Annotated in this window: 15 protein-coding genes; 7 read left to right on the forward strand and 8 right to left on the reverse strand. The window is 76.7% G+C overall.

Annotation, left to right across the window (positions count from 1 at the left end; all coding sequences use genetic code 11):
- Positions 1 to 121 precede the first annotated feature (121 nt).
- The 4 genes from K1J50_RS08375 to rph form a co-directional block, all read right to left on the reverse strand.
- Positions 122 to 475: a hypothetical protein gene (locus tag K1J50_RS08375; protein ID WP_220117256.1), complete on the reverse strand. Its 354-nt coding sequence runs from the start codon at positions 473 to 475 to the stop codon at positions 122 to 124.
- A gap of 221 nt (positions 476 to 696) precedes the next feature.
- Positions 697 to 1,692, reverse strand: coding sequence for a Bug family tripartite tricarboxylate transporter substrate binding protein (locus K1J50_RS08380; protein ID WP_220117257.1), 996 nt, complete (start codon positions 1,690 to 1,692; stop codon positions 697 to 699).
- 126 nt (positions 1,693 to 1,818) lie between these two features.
- Positions 1,819 to 2,451, reverse strand: a complete 633-nt coding sequence (locus K1J50_RS08385; protein WP_220117258.1) for a non-canonical purine NTP pyrophosphatase — start codon at positions 2,449 to 2,451, stop codon at positions 1,819 to 1,821.
- Positions 2,448 to 3,170: a ribonuclease PH gene (gene rph / locus K1J50_RS08390; RefSeq protein WP_220117259.1), complete on the reverse strand. Its 723-nt coding sequence runs from the start codon at positions 3,168 to 3,170 to the stop codon at positions 2,448 to 2,450. The genes K1J50_RS08385 and rph overlap by 4 nt, the downstream gene beginning before the upstream one ends.
- A 756-nt stretch (positions 3,171 to 3,926) precedes the next feature.
- Between rph and K1J50_RS08395 the strand changes: the two genes are divergently transcribed.
- Together K1J50_RS08395 and hrcA are read left to right on the forward strand one after the other, a co-directional pair.
- Positions 3,927 to 4,445, forward strand: a complete 519-nt coding sequence (locus tag K1J50_RS08395; RefSeq protein WP_220117260.1) for a GNAT family N-acetyltransferase — start codon at positions 3,927 to 3,929, stop codon at positions 4,443 to 4,445.
- Between the two features lie 71 nt (positions 4,446 to 4,516).
- Positions 4,517 to 5,623: a heat-inducible transcriptional repressor HrcA gene (gene hrcA / locus K1J50_RS08400; RefSeq protein ID WP_220117261.1), complete on the forward strand. Its 1,107-nt coding sequence runs from the start codon at positions 4,517 to 4,519 to the stop codon at positions 5,621 to 5,623.
- A gap of 341 nt (positions 5,624 to 5,964) precedes the next feature.
- Here the strand turns inward: hrcA and K1J50_RS08405 are convergent, their stop codons facing one another.
- From K1J50_RS08405 to K1J50_RS19570, 3 genes are all read right to left on the reverse strand, one after another.
- Positions 5,965 to 6,369, reverse strand: coding sequence for an OmpA family protein (locus K1J50_RS08405; RefSeq protein ID WP_220117262.1), 405 nt, complete (start codon positions 6,367 to 6,369; stop codon positions 5,965 to 5,967).
- A 426-nt stretch (positions 6,370 to 6,795) separates the two neighbouring features.
- Complete coding sequence (locus K1J50_RS08410) at positions 6,796 to 7,824, reverse strand: amino acid ABC transporter substrate-binding protein (protein ID WP_220117263.1); 1,029 nt, start codon at positions 7,822 to 7,824, stop codon at positions 6,796 to 6,798.
- Positions 7,821 to 8,465 (reverse strand): DoxX family protein, encoded by a 645-nt coding sequence (locus K1J50_RS19570; RefSeq protein WP_220117264.1) that lies wholly within the window; start codon positions 8,463 to 8,465, stop codon positions 7,821 to 7,823. Before K1J50_RS19570 ends, K1J50_RS08410 begins: the two co-directional genes overlap by 4 nt.
- A gap of 151 nt (positions 8,466 to 8,616) precedes the next feature.
- On the opposite strand from K1J50_RS19570, the gene K1J50_RS08420 reads away from it, so the two are divergent.
- Positions 8,617 to 9,552 carry a LysR family transcriptional regulator gene (locus K1J50_RS08420; protein WP_220117265.1) on the forward strand — a complete coding sequence of 312 codons (936 nt, stop codon included), beginning with the start codon at positions 8,617 to 8,619 and terminating at the stop codon, positions 9,550 to 9,552.
- 63 nt (positions 9,553 to 9,615) lie between these two features.
- Here the strand turns inward: K1J50_RS08420 and K1J50_RS08425 are convergent, their stop codons facing one another.
- Positions 9,616 to 10,716, reverse strand: a complete 1,101-nt coding sequence (locus tag K1J50_RS08425; protein ID WP_220117266.1) for a TRAP transporter substrate-binding protein — start codon at positions 10,714 to 10,716, stop codon at positions 9,616 to 9,618.
- Between the two features lie 95 nt (positions 10,717 to 10,811).
- Here K1J50_RS08425 and K1J50_RS08430 point away from each other — a divergent pair, with 95 nt between their 5' ends.
- The 4 genes from K1J50_RS08430 (at position 10,812) to K1J50_RS08445 (ending at position 16,116) form a co-directional block, all read left to right on the forward strand.
- Positions 10,812 to 12,815, forward strand: a complete 2,004-nt coding sequence (locus K1J50_RS08430; protein WP_220117267.1) for a transglycosylase domain-containing protein — start codon at positions 10,812 to 10,814, stop codon at positions 12,813 to 12,815.
- A gap of 37 nt (positions 12,816 to 12,852) precedes the next feature.
- Positions 12,853 to 13,545, forward strand: a complete 693-nt coding sequence (locus K1J50_RS08435) for a sensor histidine kinase (protein ID WP_220117268.1) — start codon at positions 12,853 to 12,855, stop codon at positions 13,543 to 13,545.
- Positions 13,546 to 13,709: 164 nt separating this feature from the next.
- Positions 13,710 to 14,783 (forward strand): amino acid ABC transporter substrate-binding protein, encoded by a 1,074-nt coding sequence (locus K1J50_RS08440; protein WP_255575084.1) that lies wholly within the window; start codon positions 13,710 to 13,712, stop codon positions 14,781 to 14,783.
- 130 nt (positions 14,784 to 14,913) lie between these two features.
- Positions 14,914 to 16,116: an amino acid ABC transporter permease gene (locus tag K1J50_RS08445; protein ID WP_220117269.1), complete on the forward strand. Its 1,203-nt coding sequence runs from the start codon at positions 14,914 to 14,916 to the stop codon at positions 16,114 to 16,116.

A 16,116-nucleotide genomic window follows, 5' to 3' on the forward strand; every position in this document is an offset into this window, starting at 1 on the left:
TGGCGCCGCTGCCGCGGACCAGGGGGAGCGGCAACGGCGCGAGGGCCGCTGCGCTCGGCTGCGCCCGCCGCAGTGGCCCCGGCTGGATGTCTCTCCGCGCTCCCGGCCGTCCGCGGCCGCCCTAGTGCACGCGACGGCCGCGCGGCGGGAGCGCGGCGGCCGGCGGGCGCCAACCGGCGGGGGGCGACGGGGGCGGATGGCGGTGGTGGTAGGCGACGAGTCGCCGCAGCCAGTCCACCAGCTCGCCCGGCGGCCGCGGCCCGGGCGACGAGCCGGCCGCCGGCCCGCAGCGGGGCAGGGGATCGCGGCGGAGGTGGTCGGCCAGGCCGCGCAGCCACGCCAGCAGCTCGGCGGGCGGGGCGCGGCGCGCGGTGCCGGCGGCCCAGGCGCGCGCGGCGGGAGCCGAGACCCGCCAGCCATGGTGACGCAGCAGGCGGGCGAGGCTCGCGGGCGTCATTGCCGTGCGCGCGAGCACGGTGCCGAATTCCGCCCCCGCGCCTGCCGGCGTTTCCGCGCGGATCGCCGACCGTGCGGCAGGGCCCGTCCCGCGATCCGCCATCCTTCCGCAGCCCCCGCGCGACACCCGGGCCGATCTCCCGGCACGCCCGCCCCAACGCGCCGGCCACGGCCGCGGTGTCGGGGCGTTCGGCAAACCTCGCGTGAGCGGAGCGGGGCGCGGCCGCGCTCGGCCGGCGGTCATTGGAGCCGGATGTCGAGCCTGCGCAGCAGCGGCTCCCAGCGGGCCGCCTCGGTGCGCAGGAACTCGGCGAACCGCTCCGGCCCGGACGGCGGCGCCGCGACGATCCCTTCGCCGAGCAGCCGCTCGCGCAGCACCGCATCCTGCAGCGCCGCCTGCGCCGCCTCGTTCAGCCGGGCGATCGCCGGCGGGGGCGTGCGCGCCGGCGCGAGCAGGCCGAACCAGGTCTGCGCGACGAGGTTCGGGTGCGTCTCCGCGAAGACCGGCACGTCCGGCAGGCCGGGCAGGCGCCGCTCCGCGGTCCAGGCGAGGATGCGCGCGCCGCGCCCGGCGCGCTGCGCGGCGAGGGCGGTGGCGCCGCCCACCACCATCGCATCCAGCGTCCCGGCGAGCAGGTCGTTCATCTGCGCCGCGTCGCCGCGATAGGGGATGTCCTGCAGGCGGATGCCGAGCTGCTCCTCGATCATCGCGCCGGCGATGTGGTTGAAGCTGCCGCGGCCGTTGTGGCCGTAGTTGATCCCGCCCGGGCGCGACCGCGCGAGGGCGACGAACGCCTCCACCGTCGCCGGCATCCCCTGGCGCACGACCAGGGCGAAGGGGAGCGTCGCGATCAGCGCGACCGGCGCGAAGTCCTCCGGCCGGTAGGGGAGGTTGCGGCCGATCACCGGGTTGATGGTGAGGGTGGTGCCGGAGGACATCAGCAGCGTGTGCCCGTCCGGCGCGGCGCGGGCGACGTGCTCGGCGGCGACGATGGTCTGCGCGCCGGGACGGTTCTCGATCACGACCGGCTGGCCGAGACGCGGGGCCATGCGCTCGGCGAGCAGCCGGGCGGTGAGGTCGGTCGAGCCGCCGGGCGGGAAGGGGACGACGATGGCCACGGGGCGGCTGGGGAAGGTGCCGCCGCCTGCCTGCGCCTGCGCCGCGCGCCCCTTGCCGCCGGCGGCGGCGAGTCCCGCCGCGCCGCCGATCAGCCGGCGCCTGCCGATTCGCGCCATGCGTCCCTCCCTTCCCGGTTCCTGCCGGGAAGGAGACACGGGATGCGCCGCGATGGGAAGCGCGCGCCGCGGCGATGCCGGCCGCCGTCGCGCGGCGGCCGTCCGCCCCGGAGGGCGCGGCGCCCCTCAGCCGGCCGGCGGCGGCAGGCAGGCGGCGGCGAGCTGCGCGAAGGCGCGGGCGCGGTGGCTGATGGCGTGCTTCCGCGCCGGGTCCATCTCTCCGAAGGTCTCGGTGTGGCCGTCCGGCACGAACATCGGGTCGTAGCCGAAGCCGCGCGTCCCGCGCGGGGGCCAGACCCAGTGCCCCTCCACCCGGCCTTCGAAGCCCTCCCAGTGCCCGTCGGGCCAGGCGAGGACGAGGGCGCAGGTGAACCAGGCGCGGCGGTCCGGGTTGCCGCTGGCGGCGGCGCGTTCCGCGACCCGCGCCATCGCCTTCGCGTAGTCGCGCGTGCCGTCCGGCTGCATCGCCCACTCGGCGGTGCGCACGCCCGGCGCGCCGCCGAGCGCGGCGACCGAGAAGCCCGAATCGTCGGCCAGCGCCGGCAGGCCGGAGGCGCGCGCGGCAGCGAGCGCCTTGAGGCGGGCGTTGCCGAGGAAGCTGTCCTCGGTCTCCGCCGGCTCGGGCAGGCCGAGCGCGCCGGCGCTCACCACCTCGATCCGGTAGGGCGCGAGCAGGGCCGCGACCTCGCGCACCTTGCCCGCGTTGTGCGAGGCGAGCACGACCCGCGCCCCGGGCGCGAGGCGCCGGTGCGCCGTCATGCGGCGAGCCCCACCGCCGCGCGCTGGCGGGCGAACAGCTCCGCCGTGCCCTTGCGGGCGAGGGCGAGCAGCGCGGCGAGGTCGCCCTCGCTGAACGGCGCGCCTTCCGCCGTGCCCTGCACCTCGACGATGCCGCCCTGCCCGGTCAGCACGAAGTTCGCGTCGGCCCCCGCCCTGCTGTCCTCGGCGTAGTCGAGGTCGAGCACCGGCGCGCCCTCGACGATCCCGCAGGAGACGGCGGCGACCTGGTCGCGCAGCGGGTTGGCGGCGAGGACGTTCATCTGCCGGCAGCGCTCGAAGGCGAGGTGCAGCGCCACCCAGGCGCCGGTGATGGCGGCGCAGCGCGTGCCGCCGTCGGCGGTCAGCACGTCGCAGTCGAGCGTCACGGTCATCTCGCCCATCGCCTTGAGGTCGGTGACGCCGCGCAGCGCGCGGCCGATCAGGCGCTGGATCTCCTGGGTGCGGCCGGACTGGCGGCCGCGCGCCGCCTCGCGCTCGGTGCGGGTGTGGGTGGAGCGCGGCAGCATGCCGTACTCCGCGGTGACCCAGCCCTGGCCGGAATTGCGCAGGAAGGGCGGCACCTTGCCTTCGACCGAGGCGGTGCAGAGCACCTCGGTGTGGCCCATGCGGATCAGGCAGGAGCCCTCGGCGTGGCGGGCGATGTTGGGCTCGAGGATGACGGGGCGGAGCTGGTCGGGCGCGCGGCCGGAAGGACGCATGGCGAGGAAGCCTCGTGCGGCGGGGAGGCGCGGCTCCTACACGGACCGCGGGCGGGGCGTCCAGACGGGCCGGATCGGCCCGGCGCCGCCGCGGTGCCGCGCCGCCTCCCGCCTGCGCGCAATTCCCTGGCGTCGCCGCTCCCCCTGGCTTCGGTTCGCCCGTGCGCTCCCCGGACATTCCGGGGCAGGCCGGAGGCATGGCCCTCCGCGACGGGGACGACACGCCCCGCACGCCGCGCCGCCTCCCGCCCCCCGGATGCGGCCGCCGGCGCGGCACCGGCGCAGTCCTGCGGACGCCGCGTTCCGCCGCAGCGGCGCGCGCTGCCGTGCCTCGCCCGCGGCCCCGGGGGCGTCTCGAGCACGTGGATTCCGGCGGCGGCGCGGGCGGCCGGGCGTTCGGGGAGGCCTTCCCGCACGCCGTCCCCGTCGCGCCGGACGGTTGAGGCAACGCCTGGGCGCTCGGCCTCGCCGGGGCGGACGAGGCGCGGCCCGGCGTCCGGTTCCTCCGCCACGATCCGCCGGCGGCGTTCCGGACCCGGCGTCGTGCGCCGCGATGCCGCGCCGGGTTTCCTGCGCCTCGCCGGCCGCGGCCCCGCGCGACGCGGCGCCGGGCGGCCCGCGGCCGGCATTGCCACGCCGGGCGCATCGGCGCTGTCGCCGCGCAGGACGCACGCCGAATTGCCGTGCGCGCGCCCTGCCTGTGCTACGATTTCGGCCATGGCTTCCGTTACGATTCGGCACGCCGAAGCCGGGGATGTGGCGCGCATCGCCGCGCTGCACGCGACCGCCTGGCGCGAGACCTATCGTGGCCTGCTGCCCGAGGCGGTCATCGCCGCCCACGACCAGGCGGCGTGCGCGACGATCTGGCGCGCCCGGCTCGAAGCGCCGCCGCCCGGCGCCTCCCTGCTCCTCGTCGAGGGCGAGGAGGGCGCGGCAGGCCCGCTGCTGGCCTTCGGCGCCTGCGGGCCGCGGCGCGACGCGGCGCTGCCCTTCCCGGGAGAGTTCGAGGCGCTCTACGTGCTGCGCCGGGCGCAGCGGGCCGGGATCGGCCGCGCCCTGATGCGCAGGATGGCGGCGGCGCTGCTCGAGGCGGGCATCGACGCGGCGGGCCTGTGGGTGCTGCGCGCCAACCTGGCGGCGCGCGCCTTCTACACGGAACTCGGCGGAACGCTGGTGGCGGCGCGGGAGAACCCGGCGCTCGGCGCCGCGGAGGTCGCCTATGCCTGGCGCGACCTGCGCCTCCTCGCCGCCGCGTCGCGGAGGCCGGAAGGTTGACGCCCCCGCTCGCGCTCCCTAGCTTTTTTGCCAAGTATTCCAGGGACTTCGCCGGAACCATGGGCCCGCCGATGCGACCGCCGCGCCCCGGGCCGGTGGCGGCCACCACCCGGCTCGCCCGCCACGCCGGGGCGCCCGAGGATCTTCCCGTTCTCGACACCCGCTCCGCCGCGGTGCTGCGCGAGCTGGTGGAGACCTACATGCAGACCGGCGAGCCGGTCGGCTCGCGCACGCTTTCGCGCCGCCTGCCGCTGAACCTCTCGCCGGCGACGATCCGCAACGTGATGGCGGACCTCGAGGAGGCGGGGCTGCTCTACGCCCCCCACACCTCGGCGGGCCGCCTGCCGACCGAGCGCGGCCTCCGGCTGTTCGTGGACGGGCTGCTCGAGTTCGGCGACCTCTCCGAGGAGGAGAGGGCGGAAATCGCCGCGCGCTGCGTCGCGTCCGGCCGGTCGGTGCAGGAGATGCTCGCCGAGGCGGGGCAGATGCTCTCCGGCCTCGCCGGCGCCGCGGGCCTCGTCGTGGCCCCGAAGAGCGACGCCGCGCCGGTGCGCCACATCGAGTTCGTCGGCCTCGGGCCGGGACGCGCGCTGGTAGTGCTGGTCACCGCCGACGGGCAGGTGGAGAACCGCGTCATCGAGGTTCCGCCCGGCCTGCCGCCGAGCGCGCTCGTGCAGGCCTCGAACTACCTGAACGCGCGCCTCGCCGGCCGCACGCTGGAGGAGGCGAAGGCCGCGATCGAGACCGAGATCGCCGCCAACCGCAGCGCGCTCGACGAACTGACCCGGCAGGTGGTCGCGGCCGGCCTCGCCACCTGGTCGGGCGGGGGCGGCGGCAGCCTGATCCTGCGCGGCCAGGCCCGGCTGCTCGAGAACGTGGACCAGCTCGCCAAGCTGCAGGAGATCCAGAGGCTGTTCGAGCGCCTCGAGGCCCAGGAGACGATGCTGCGCCTGCTCGAGCTCGCGCAGCGCGCCGAAGGGGTGCAGATCTTCATCGGCGCCGAGAGCGGCCTGTTCGACTCGGCGGGGCTGTCGATGATCGTCGCCCCGTTCCGCACCGGCCAGGAGCAGCGCATCGTCGGCGCGGTGGGCGTGATCGGGCCGACGCGGATCAATTACGGGCGGATCATCCCGGTCGTGGACTACACGGCGCGGGTGATCGAGCAGCTGCTGGGGTAGGGCGTGCCCGGGCCGAGGCGCGAGGGCGCGCGCCCGGCCGGGCGGGCGTGGCGCCGGGGCCGTAAGCGGGCGGCCGGAACCGCCCGCAGGCGTGAACCGGCGCGACGGACGGACGCGCCAGGGCTGCGGCCGCGGGCACGGCGGGGCGAAGACGGCCGCGGAACGCATCGCCGGCGGCCGGAACCAGCGGGGAGCGCGGATCCGCTCGAGGGACGCCGGACCGGCGCCGCTGCGGCGCGCCCGGCGCGGCGGCGACGGCTGCCTCGGCCGAGAGCCCCGATCCGCTCGCCGGATCAGCAGAGAGGGGCGGCGGCCGCGCGTACGCCCGCGCGGGAAAGGCCCTAGCGCAGCACCAGCACGACGCGGCGGTTGCGCGCCGCCTCCTCCTCGGTCTTCGGGTCGGGCACCGCCGGCGCGCCGGCGCCGACGGCGCGCACCAGCACCTGGTCGGTGCCGAGGCCCTCGATGAGCAGCTCCGCCGCCACCTCCTCCGCCCGCTGATGGCTGAGCGCGACCGCCGCACCCGGCGCCTCGGCGGGCGCGGCATGGCCGATCACCTCGATCTGGGTGCAGCGGCGGCACTGGCTCCGGAAACGCTCGACCGCGCCGGCGATGACCTGCCGCTGGTCCTCCGTGAGTTCGGCGCTGCCTTCCGGGAAAATTACGACGAAGCTCGCCCCGGCCTGCGCCACCGCGGCGACAGGCCCTTGCGCGGCGCCCAGGCCCAGCGCTGCCAGCAGGACCACGGCGCGGAGGCCGCCGTTCACCATTTTCGCCGACAGGTTGCATGAATCGGCGGGAGGGAAAAGCGGAACCCCCGCGCCGGGCGTGACGGGAGTGCGAGGTCGCGCCGCGGTTGAACGACCGCGCCGGCGCCAGGACCGCCCGCCCGGGGCGCGCGGGGAGGGCAGGCGCCGCGCGCCCGGCGCGGGCCGTGGCGGCGCGAACGCGGGGCCTGGGCCCGATCCGTCCGGCAGGCCACCGGAGGCGGTCAGGACCGGCGCGGCGGCGTGGCGGACGACGGGTGCGGGCGGGCGCGTCGCCCCTCGCCCGTCAGCGCGTACGGAGCGGGCGGGGCGGCGGCCGCCCTCCTGCCGCCGCGGCGACTGCGGCGGCGCGCCCGGCGAGGGGACGCGGCGGGGGAGAGGGGGCGGCCCCCGCCGCGCGACGGCTCAGCGCATCGGCCACGCGTACATCAGCCCGCCCTCGGTCCAGAGCCGGTTCAGCCCCCGCTCGAGCCCGATCGGCGTGTTGGGGCCGAGATTGCGCTCGAAGATCTCGCCGTAGTTCCCGACCGCGCGGATCGCGTTGTAGGCCCAGGCGGGGTCGAGCTTCAGCGCGTTGCCGAGCAGCGGGTCGGTGCCGAGCAGCCGGCGGATCTCCGGGTTCTGGCTGGTGCGGCGCAGCTCCTCCGCGTTGGCCTGGGTGACGCCGAGCTCCTCGGCCTGGATCAGCGCCATCACCAGCCAGCGGATCACGTCGAACCACTCGTTGTCGTCGCGCCGCACCACCGGGCCGTAGGGCTCCTTGGAGAAGCGCTGGGGCAGGATGACGTAGTCCTGCGGCCGCTGGAACTGGCTGCGCAGCGCGGCGAGCTGGGTCGCGTCCGTGCCGATCGCGTCGCAGCGCCCGGCCTGCAGCGAGGTCGCGTTGTCCTGCATCCGCTCCTGCAGCACCGGGGTGAAGCGCAGGTTGTTGGAGCGGAAGAAGTCGGCCGTCACCAGCTCGTTGGTGGTGCCCGGGGAGAGGCAGATGGTCATGCCGTCCATCTGCCTCGGGTCGGTGATGTTGGCGTCGCGGCGCACCATGAAGCCGTGGCCGTCGTAGAGGTTCACCGTCGTCATGCGCAGGCCGAGCGTGGTGTCGCGCGTCAGCGTCAGCGTGGTCTGGCGGATCAGCACGTCGATCTCGCCGGATTGGAGCGCGGTGAAGCGCTGCACGGCGGTGAGCGGGACGAAGCGGACCTTGCCCGGGTCGCCGAGCACCGCGGCGGCGACGGCGCGGCAGAGATCGGCGTCCATGCCGCGCCAGACGCCCTGGCTGTCGGGCAGCGAGAAGCCGGCCACGCCGACATTGACGCCGCAGGCGAGCACGCCGCGCTGGCGCACGCCGTCGAGCGTCGGCCCGGCCGCGGCGCGCGCCAGGGGGAGAGCGGCGGCCAGGGTCGCGGCCGCGGCCATCATCCAGCGTCGGATCGTCATGCGTTGCGCACTCCCTGTTGACGCCCGCAACGATCCTCCGCGCGGGGGGCGCGGGTCAACGCGCTTCGGCGGGGCACGCCGCCCGGCCGCCCCGGCCGGCCTCGGCGCGCCGCGGCCTGCCCCTGCGGGTGCTGCCGCCGGACGGCCGCCGCGCGGGCCGGGGGCCCCGGGCCCCCCCGCCGGCCCGGGCGGGGGGGGTGGGAGGCCGCGGCGCGGGTCGGCGCGCCGGCGCGGCCGAGGGGGCGGCGCGGGTCGAACGCCAGGGCGCCGGCCCCGAGCCTGGCCTGGACCAGCAGCAGCACGCTCCAGAGTGCCGGAAACTCCCAGCCGCCGCCCTGGCTGGAGAACAGCCAGCCGTTCGGCAGGTGCTGGACCGTGGCGCCGATCAGGATCGGCAGGGCGAGCAGGCTGACGGCGCGCACCCGGAAGCCCGCGATCAGCGCGAGGCCCGCGGCGGTCTCGGCGAAGGCGACGATGGCGCCGAGCAGCGGCGGATAGCCGATGGCGCCGAAATAGCCCGTCGTGCCGGCGAGGCCGAAGGTACCGAGCTTCAGCACCGCGCCGTGGGCGAGGAAGGCGAGGCCGAGGCTCACGCGCAGCAGCAGCGCGGCGTAGGGGATGGTGGTCCGTTCGTCGGGCATGGGAGGGGTCGCTCCGTTGGAGTGGGGCGGCCCGCAAGGGGCCGCCGGTCGCGGGCGAAGGATCGCGCGGCGCGGCCGGCGCTTCCAACGGCCATCCGGAACGGCCATCATCACCGCGCTGAATGTCACCGGCGGTGGGCGCCCGCATCGCATGGCCGATCTCGACTCGCTCGACCTCAACCTGCTGCGGGTGTTCGACGCGGTGGCGCGCGAGCGCCACGTCACGCGCGCGGCGCGGCGGCTGAACCTGTCGCAGCCCGCGGTCTCCAACGCGCTGAACCGGCTGCGCCGGGCGCTCGGCGACGAGCTGTTCCTGCGCCGCCCGGGCGGGGTCGAGCCGACCGAGCTCGCCGCCGCGCTCGCCGCCCCGGTCGCCGAGGTGCTGGACCGGCTGCGCGAGACCCTCTCCGTGCACGCGCCCTTCGACCCGGCGACCTCGGAGCGGGTCTTCCCGGTCGCCTTCAGCGAGTACGCCGAGGCCGTGCTGGCGCCGCCGCTGCTCGCGACGATGGCGCGCGCGGCGCCGGGCTGCCTGCTCGCCATCCGCCATGCCGACCGGACCAACTGGCAGGAGCTGCTCGAGCGCGGCGAGGCGCAGCTCGCGGTGGGGGTGCTGCCGGAGCCGCCCGCGATCTACACGCGGCTGCGGCTGCTGCCCGAGGAATTCCTCACCGTGATGCGCCCCGGCCATCCGCTGGCGGAGGGCGAGCTGACCCTCGCGCGCTTCGTCTCCGTGCCCCACCTCCTGCACTCGCCGAACGGCTCGCGCGACGGCGCGCTGGACGGGCCGCTGGCGGAGGCGGGACATCCGCGCCGGCTGGGGGCGGTGGTGGCGCATCTCGCCGCGGTGCCGGGGATCCTGGCGCGCACCGACATGATCATCACGCTCTCGGCGCGCCTCGCCTGCGGCCTGGCGCGGGCGCACGGGCTCGTGGTGCGCCGGCCGCCGGTCGCGATCCGCCACACGCGGCTCTCGCTGGTCTTCCACCGGCGCTTCGAGACCGATCCCGGCCACGCCTGGCTGCGCCGGACGCTGCTCGCGCTGGCGCGCGAGGTGGCGGCGAGCGAGGCCGCGCCGGCGGGATGAGGGGGCGTCGCGGCGCCGCCCCGGGCGGCGGGCGCCCCCGGCCCACCGCCCGCCCCGCGGCGTTCAGCGCCCGCCCTGGGCCGCGGCGTAGGCGAAGTTCTCGTAGCTGTTCTCGGCGACGCGGAACCACTGGTATTCCTCGTCCCGGTAGCGCCGGTAGCTCTCCCAGATCTTCTTGAAGCGCGGATTGCGGGCGGAGAGGTCCTCGTAGAGCCCGTGCGCCTCGCGCCAGGCGGCCTGCAGGATCTCGCGCGGCCAGAAGCGGAGCTGCGCCCCGGCCGCGACCAGGCGCCGCAGCGCCAGCGGGTTGTGGTGGTCGTAGCGCGCGGTCTGCGCCAGCGACGCCTCGCCGCAGGCGATCTCGAGCGCGTGGCGGTAGCTCTCGGGCAGCGCCTCGAAGGCGCGCCGGTTGACCATCAGCACGCCCTGCGCGCAGGGCTCCCAGAAGCCGGGCGCGTAGTAGTAGCGCGCGACACGCACGAAGCCGAGCTTCTCGTCGTCGTAGGGACCGACCCATTCGGTCGCGTCGATGACGCCGCGCTCGAGCGCGGGGTAGATGTCGCCGCCGGCGAGCTGCTGGGGAATCGCGCCGAGGCGCTGGAACACCTGGCCGCCGAGCCCGGCGATGCGGAACTTGAGCCCCTGGATCTCCTGCAGGCTGCGGATCTCGTTGCGGAACCAGCCGCCCATCTGCGCCCCGGTGTCGCCGAGCGTGAAGCCGAGGACGCCGTAGTCGCCGTAGAGCTCGTCGGCGAGCTGCCTCCCGCCGCCCTCGCGCATCCAGGCGTGCATCTGGCGCGAGTTCAGGCCGAAGGGGACGATGGTGAAGAAGGCGAAGGAGGGATCCTTGCCGATGTAGTAGTAGGAGGCGGTCTGGCCGCACTCCACGGTGCCGGCCTGCACCGCGTCGAGCACCTGCAGGCCGGGGACGATCTCGCCCGCCGGGAAGGTGCGGATCTGGAAGCGGTTCTCGGTGATCTGCGCCACCCGCCGCGCGACGTGCTCGGCGCTGCCGAACAGGATGTCGAGGTTGCGCGGGAAGGAGCTGGTCAGGCGCCAGCGCACCTCGGGCGCCTGGGTCTGGGCGATGGCGGGGGCGGCGAGGGCCGCGGCGGCCGCCGGCGCCGCGGCGGCGGCCCGGCCGAGGATTGCGCGTCGCTTCATCCTGGAGTCCTCCCGGAGGCTTGGAGCAGCCCGAGGTTAGCCGCATCCGCCGGCCGCCGGGAGAGGCGACGGCGCGGCGTGGTAGAACAAGGGCGATGCGTCCGAACCTTTCCCGCGCGGCCCGCGCCGCCGGCCCCTCCCGCGTCCGTCCGGCGCCGGGCGGCCGGCGGCGCGACTCGGCGCGGGCCGGCGCCTCCTCGCCGGCCGGCGGAAGCGGGAGCGCCGGCCGCCGCCGGCCGCTGCCGCTGCGGCTGCTGCGCTGGGGCATCCTCCTTGCCGTCTGGGGCGGGGTCGCGCTCGGCGGCGCGCTGCTCTGGTTCGCCCACGACCTGCCGCAGCCCGAGGTGGCGCTCGCCGCGACGCGCCAGCCCTCCGTCACCCTGCTCGCCGCCGACGGGCGGCTGCTCGCCACCGCCGGCGACCTCTACGGCGAGCCGCTGCGGCTCGCGGAGATGCCGCCCTACCTGCCGGCGGCGCTGATCGCGGTCGAGGACCGGCGCTTCCGGGCGCATTTCGGCCTCGACCCCGTCGGTCTCGCGCGCGCCGCGTGGGTCAACCTGAGCGCCGGGCGCGTCGCCCAGGGCGGCTCCACCCTCACCCAGCAGCTCGCGAAGAACCTGTTCCTGACGCCGGAGCGCAGCCTGCGCCGCAAGGTGCAGGAGGCGCTGCTCGCGCTGTGGCTGGAGCGGCGCTTCACCAAGGACGAGCTGCTCGAGATCTACCTCAACCGCGTCTATCTCGGCGCCGGGGCCTACGGGGTGGACGCCGCGGCGCGGCTCTACTTCGGCGTCTCCGCGCGCCGCGTCACGCTCGGCCAGGCGGCGTTGCTCGCCGGGCTGCCCCGGGCGCCGTCGCGCCTCAACCCGCGCGCCGCGCCGGAGGCGGCGATCCGCCGGGCGATGGAGGTGCTGGAGGCGATGGCCGAACAGGGCCTCATCACCCGCGCCCAGGCGGCGGCCGAGGGCGAGCGCCTGCGCCTCGCCCCGGCGCCGAGCCGCGACGCCGGCTGGTTCGCCGACTGGGTCCAGGGCTTCGGCGGCGGCAGCGAGGGCCGCCTCGCGGCGCGGTTCCCGGGCGCCGGCGACCTGGTGCTGCGCACCACCCTCGATTCGCGCCTCCAGGCCGCGGTCGAGTCCCGGCTCGAGGCGCTGCTCGCCGGCCCCGGGGCGCGGCTGCGCGTGAGCGAGGGGGCGGTGGTGGCGCTCGATGCGGCGACCGGGGCGGTGCGCGCGATGGCCGGCGGGCGGGACTACCGGGCGAGCCCGTTCAACCGCGCCACCCAGGCGCGGCGCCAGCCGGGCTCGGCGTTCAAGCCGATCGTCTTCCTCGCCGCGCTCGAGCAGGGGATGCGGCCCGAGGATCCGGTCGCCGACACGCCGCTCCGCCTCGGCGGCTGGTCGCCGGGGAACGGGGAGTGGCGCGCGCGCGGCGAGATCACCGCCGAGGAGGCGCTGGCGCACAGCGTCAACACCGCGGCGGTGCGGGTGCTGCAGCGGGCCGGCGGGCCGCGGCGGGTGGCCGAGCTCGCCGCGCGGCTCGGCCTCGACGCGAGCCGCTTCCCGCACGACGCCTCGCTGGCGCTCGGCACCGGGGAGGTGACGCTGCTCGACCTCGCCGCGGCCTATGCGGCGATCGCCAACGGCGGCTGGCGCGTCGTGCCGCACGGCCTCCTCGCCGCCCGCGGCGAGGGAGGGCGGGCGCTGCCCGTGCCGCCGGCCGGCGGCGGCGCGGGCGGGGCGGCGCCGGCCCGGCGCGTCGTCGCGGCGGAGCACGCGGAGGCGCTCGGCCGCATGCTGGCGGCGGTGGTGCGCCAGGGGACCGGGCGCGCGGCGGCCTTGCCCGGATGGACGGTCGCGGGCAAGACGGGTACCAGCCAGGAATACCGCGACGCCTGGTTCCTCGGCTTCGCCGAGCGCCCCGGCGGCGGCGCGCCGCTCGTGCTCGGCATCTGGCTCGGCAACGACGATGCGAGCCCGATGCGGGAGGTGAGCGGCGGCACGCTCGCCGCCAGGCTGTTCCGGGATATCCTGGAGGCGTACGGTCGCCCGGACGGGGCGGCGGCGATGCCGGCGCCGGAACGGCCGGCGAGGCGCGGATGAGCCGCGCCGACCGGCGGGCCTGCGGAGGATGGCGCAGATGGAGGAGCCTTCCCTGACGGCGAGGGGGCCGGACGAGCAGGCGGCCGCGGCCGACGCCGCCGAGGCCGCCGCGCGAGCCGCGCGCCAGCGGATGGTGGCCATGCTCGCCCCTCCCGTGCAGCACGAGGTCAACAACCTCCTGACCGTGCTGTTCGCGAACATCGAGTCGCTGCGGCGCGCGCTGCCGGAGGAGGGGCCGGCGCGGCGCCAGATCGAGCGCGTGGCGCTGGCCAGCCGCCGCCTCGATGCCGTGGTGCGCGCCTTCACGGCGATGGCGCGCCGGCCGCTGCCCGACATCGCCGCGGTCGAGCCGGGGGCGGCGCTGGCGGCGCTCGAGCCGCTGCTGCGCCTGGTGGTGGGCTCGCGCATCGGGCTCGCCATCGAGCGGGCGGCGGGGCTGCCGGCGGTGCGCCTGGACCGCGCGCTGTTCGACCTCGGGCTGCTGGAGACGGCGCGCGACGCGGTGGCGCGGCTGACCTGCGGGGGGCAGCTCCGCCTGACGCTCGGGGCGGCCGAGGGGGGCGGGGTGGCGCTGACGATCGCCGGCCTGCCGCCGGCGCCGCCGAGCGGGGCGCTGCGCGCCCTGGCGGAGGGCGCGGGCGGGCGATTCGCGGAGAGCGAGGCGCCGCCGCCGGACGGCGGCACCGTGCTCGCGGTGGTCCTGCCGCCGGCGCCGGACGCGGCCCCCTAGATCGGGCCGCCCCCCGGGGGCGGGGAGCGGCGCCCGGGCCGGGGAGGATGGCCGGACAAGGCGCTTGCGCGTTGAAAGGGCGCAAGGCATTGGCACAGCATCGCAATCGGCCGGGAGGCGCCCGCGCACGCCGCGCCGGTGGCGAACGCGCCAGGAACGAAGGGATGAGGAAGGCAATGCTGGGCTCGATCCGCGCCTGGGGCGCGGCAATCCTGACGCTGGCCGGCGTGGCGGCGGCCCCGCCCGCGGCCCTGCACGCGCAGCAGGCGCCGCCGGCGCCGACGCCGGCGGCCAACACGGTGGAGGCGATCCGCGCGCGCGGCACCCTGGTCTGCGGCGTCAACACCGGGCTCGCGGGCTTCGGCGCGCCGGACGCGCAGGGGCGCTACCGCGGCTTCGACGTGGACTTCTGCCGCGCCGTCGCCGCCGCCATGCTCGGCGACCCGGAGCGCGTGCGCTTCGTCGGCACGACGACGCAGAACCGCTTCACCGCGCTGCAGTCGGGCGAGGTGGACCTCCTCTCGCGCAACACGACCTGGACCTTCTCGCGCGACACCGCGCTCGGCTTCGACTTCCCGGCCGTCACCTTCTACGACGGGCAGGGCTTCATGGTGCGGGCCGATTCCGGCGTCTCCCGGGGCTCCGAGATCGGCGGCGCGACGGTCTGCGTGCAGCCCGGCACGACGACGGAGCAGAACCTGGCCGACTGGGCGCGCGCGAACCGCATCCAGGTCCAGCCCGTCGTGATCGAGCGGCTGGAGGAGGTGACCGGCGCCTTCTTCGCCGGCCGCTGCGACGTGTTCACCACCGACGTCTCCGGCCTTGCCGCGACGCGCGCGGCGCAGGGGGCGCGGGCGGAGCAGTACCGGATCCTGCCCGACGTGATCAGCAAGGAGCCGCTCGGCCCGGCGGTGCGCCAGGGCGACCCGCGCTTCGCCGACATCGTGCGCTGGGTGCACTACGCGATGGTCGCGGCGGAGGAGTTCGGCATCACCAGCCAGAACGTCGAGCAGGCGGCGCGGACCGACCCGCGGCCGGAGGTGCAGCGGCTGCTCGGGCGCACCGGCGATCTCGGCCAGATGCTCGGCCTGCCGAACGACTGGGCGGTGAAGGTGATCAGGGCGGTGGGCAACTACGGCGAGTCGTTCCAGCGCAACCTCGGGCCGATCGGCATCCAGCGCGGCCCGAACCGGCTGTGGACGGAGGGCGGGCTGCAATACGCGCCGCCCTTCCGGTAAGGTCGGCGGGGCCGGGCGGCGCCGCGGCCGCCGCCCGGCCCGGACGACCGGCGGAGGCCGGGCGCGCCCCGCGGGCGCCCGGCGCCGGGCCGCCACCGCGGGCAACGGGCGAACAGGACGAGGCTTCCGCATGTCCGACGCGACCATCGAGCGGCACCGCCCCCGCGTCCCGCCGCGGCGGCCGCTGCGCCTGTCCTGGTCGGACGAGCGGGTGCGCGGCGCCGTCTGGCAGGCGCTCGTCGTCGGCGTCGTGGCCGCGATCCTCTGGTGGCTGATCCGCAACACGGCGCACAACCTCGAGGTGCGCCGGATCGCCACCGGCTTCGGCTTCCTCTGGCGCGAGGCGGGCCTGCCGATCGGGGAGCACCTGATCGACTACGCGCCCACCGACACCTACGCGCGCGCGCTGCTGGTCGGCGTGCTGAACACGCTGAAGGTGGCGGTGGTCGGGATCGTGCTGGCGACGCTCCTCGGCACGGCGATCGGCATCGCCCGGCTGTCGCGGAACTGGCTGCTGGCAAGGATCGCCTCGGTCTATGTCGAGGTGATCCGCGACCTGCCCCTGCTGCTGCAGCTCCTGTTCTGGTACACGATCCTGCAGAACCTGCCGGGGCCGCGCCAGGCGCTGAACCCGGTGGACGGCGTGTTCCTCTCCAACCGCGGGCTCAAGCTGCCCTGGATCGAGTGGGAGGCGGCGCACGGCGCGGCGCTGCTCGCGCTGGCGGCCGGCGCCGCGGGCACCTGGCTCTACGCGCGCCGGGCGCGCGCGCGGCAGATGGCCGACGGCCAGCCGCGGCGCGTCTGGCCGGCGGGGCTTGTGCTGATGCTCGGCCTGCCGGTCGCGGTGTGGGCGGCGATGGGCGCGCCCTGGACGGTGGACCGGCCGGCGCTGCGCGGCTTCAACTTCCAGGGCGGCCTGACGGTGAGCCCCGAGTACTTCGCGCTGCTGGTCGGCCTCGTCACCTACACCGCCGGGTTCATCGCCGAGATCGTGCGCGCCGGCATCCTCTCGGTCGGCCAGGGGCAGTGGGAGGCGGCGCAGGCGCTCGGCCTGCGCCACGGCCAGGTGCTGCGCCTGATCGTGCTGCCGCAGGCGCTGCGCGTGATCGTGCCGCCGATGACGAGCCAGTACCTGAACCTGACCAAGAACTCCTCGCTCGCGGTCGCGATCGGCTACCAGGACATCGTCTCCATCGCCAACACCACCCTGAACCAGACCGGGCAGGCGATCGAGGGAATCGCTATCATCATGGCGGTCTATCTGACCATCAGCCTGTCCATCAGCGCCTTCATGAACTGGTACAACGCGCGCATCGCGCTGGTGGAGCGCTGA

Source organism: Caldovatus aquaticus (assembly GCF_019458025.1).
Classification (GTDB): domain Bacteria; phylum Pseudomonadota; class Alphaproteobacteria; order Acetobacterales; family Acetobacteraceae; genus Caldovatus; species Caldovatus aquaticus.

What these genes read in the sequence shown, in the direction of transcription:
- K1J50_RS08420 (WP_220117265.1), top strand. Translation starts at nt 8,617, where the DNA reads ATGGCCGATCTCGACTCGCTCGACCTCAACCTGCTGCGGGTGTTCGAC.
- K1J50_RS08380 (WP_220117257.1), bottom strand. Translation starts at nt 1,692, where the DNA reads ATGGCGCGAATCGGCAGGCGCCGGCTGATCGGCGGCGCGGCGGGACTC.
- K1J50_RS08445 (WP_220117269.1), top strand. Translation starts at nt 14,914, where the DNA reads ATGTCCGACGCGACCATCGAGCGGCACCGCCCCCGCGTCCCGCCGCGG.
- K1J50_RS08425 (WP_220117266.1), bottom strand. Translation starts at nt 10,716, where the DNA reads ATGAAGCGACGCGCAATCCTCGGCCGGGCCGCCGCCGCGGCGCCGGCG.
- rph (WP_220117259.1), bottom strand. Translation starts at nt 3,170, where the DNA reads ATGCGTCCTTCCGGCCGCGCGCCCGACCAGCTCCGCCCCGTCATCCTC.
- K1J50_RS08430 (WP_220117267.1), top strand. Translation starts at nt 10,812, where the DNA reads ATGCGTCCGAACCTTTCCCGCGCGGCCCGCGCCGCCGGCCCCTCCCGC.
- K1J50_RS08440 (WP_255575084.1), top strand. Translation starts at nt 13,710, where the DNA reads ATGAGGAAGGCAATGCTGGGCTCGATCCGCGCCTGGGGCGCGGCAATC.
- K1J50_RS08385 (WP_220117258.1), bottom strand. Translation starts at nt 2,451, where the DNA reads ATGACGGCGCACCGGCGCCTCGCGCCCGGGGCGCGGGTCGTGCTCGCC.
- K1J50_RS19570 (WP_220117264.1), bottom strand. Translation starts at nt 8,465, where the DNA reads ATGCCCGACGAACGGACCACCATCCCCTACGCCGCGCTGCTGCTGCGC.
- K1J50_RS08410 (WP_220117263.1), bottom strand. Translation starts at nt 7,824, where the DNA reads ATGACGATCCGACGCTGGATGATGGCCGCGGCCGCGACCCTGGCCGCC.
- hrcA (WP_220117261.1), top strand. Translation starts at nt 4,517, where the DNA reads ATGCGACCGCCGCGCCCCGGGCCGGTGGCGGCCACCACCCGGCTCGCC.
- K1J50_RS08435 (WP_220117268.1), top strand. Translation starts at nt 12,853, where the DNA reads ATGGAGGAGCCTTCCCTGACGGCGAGGGGGCCGGACGAGCAGGCGGCC.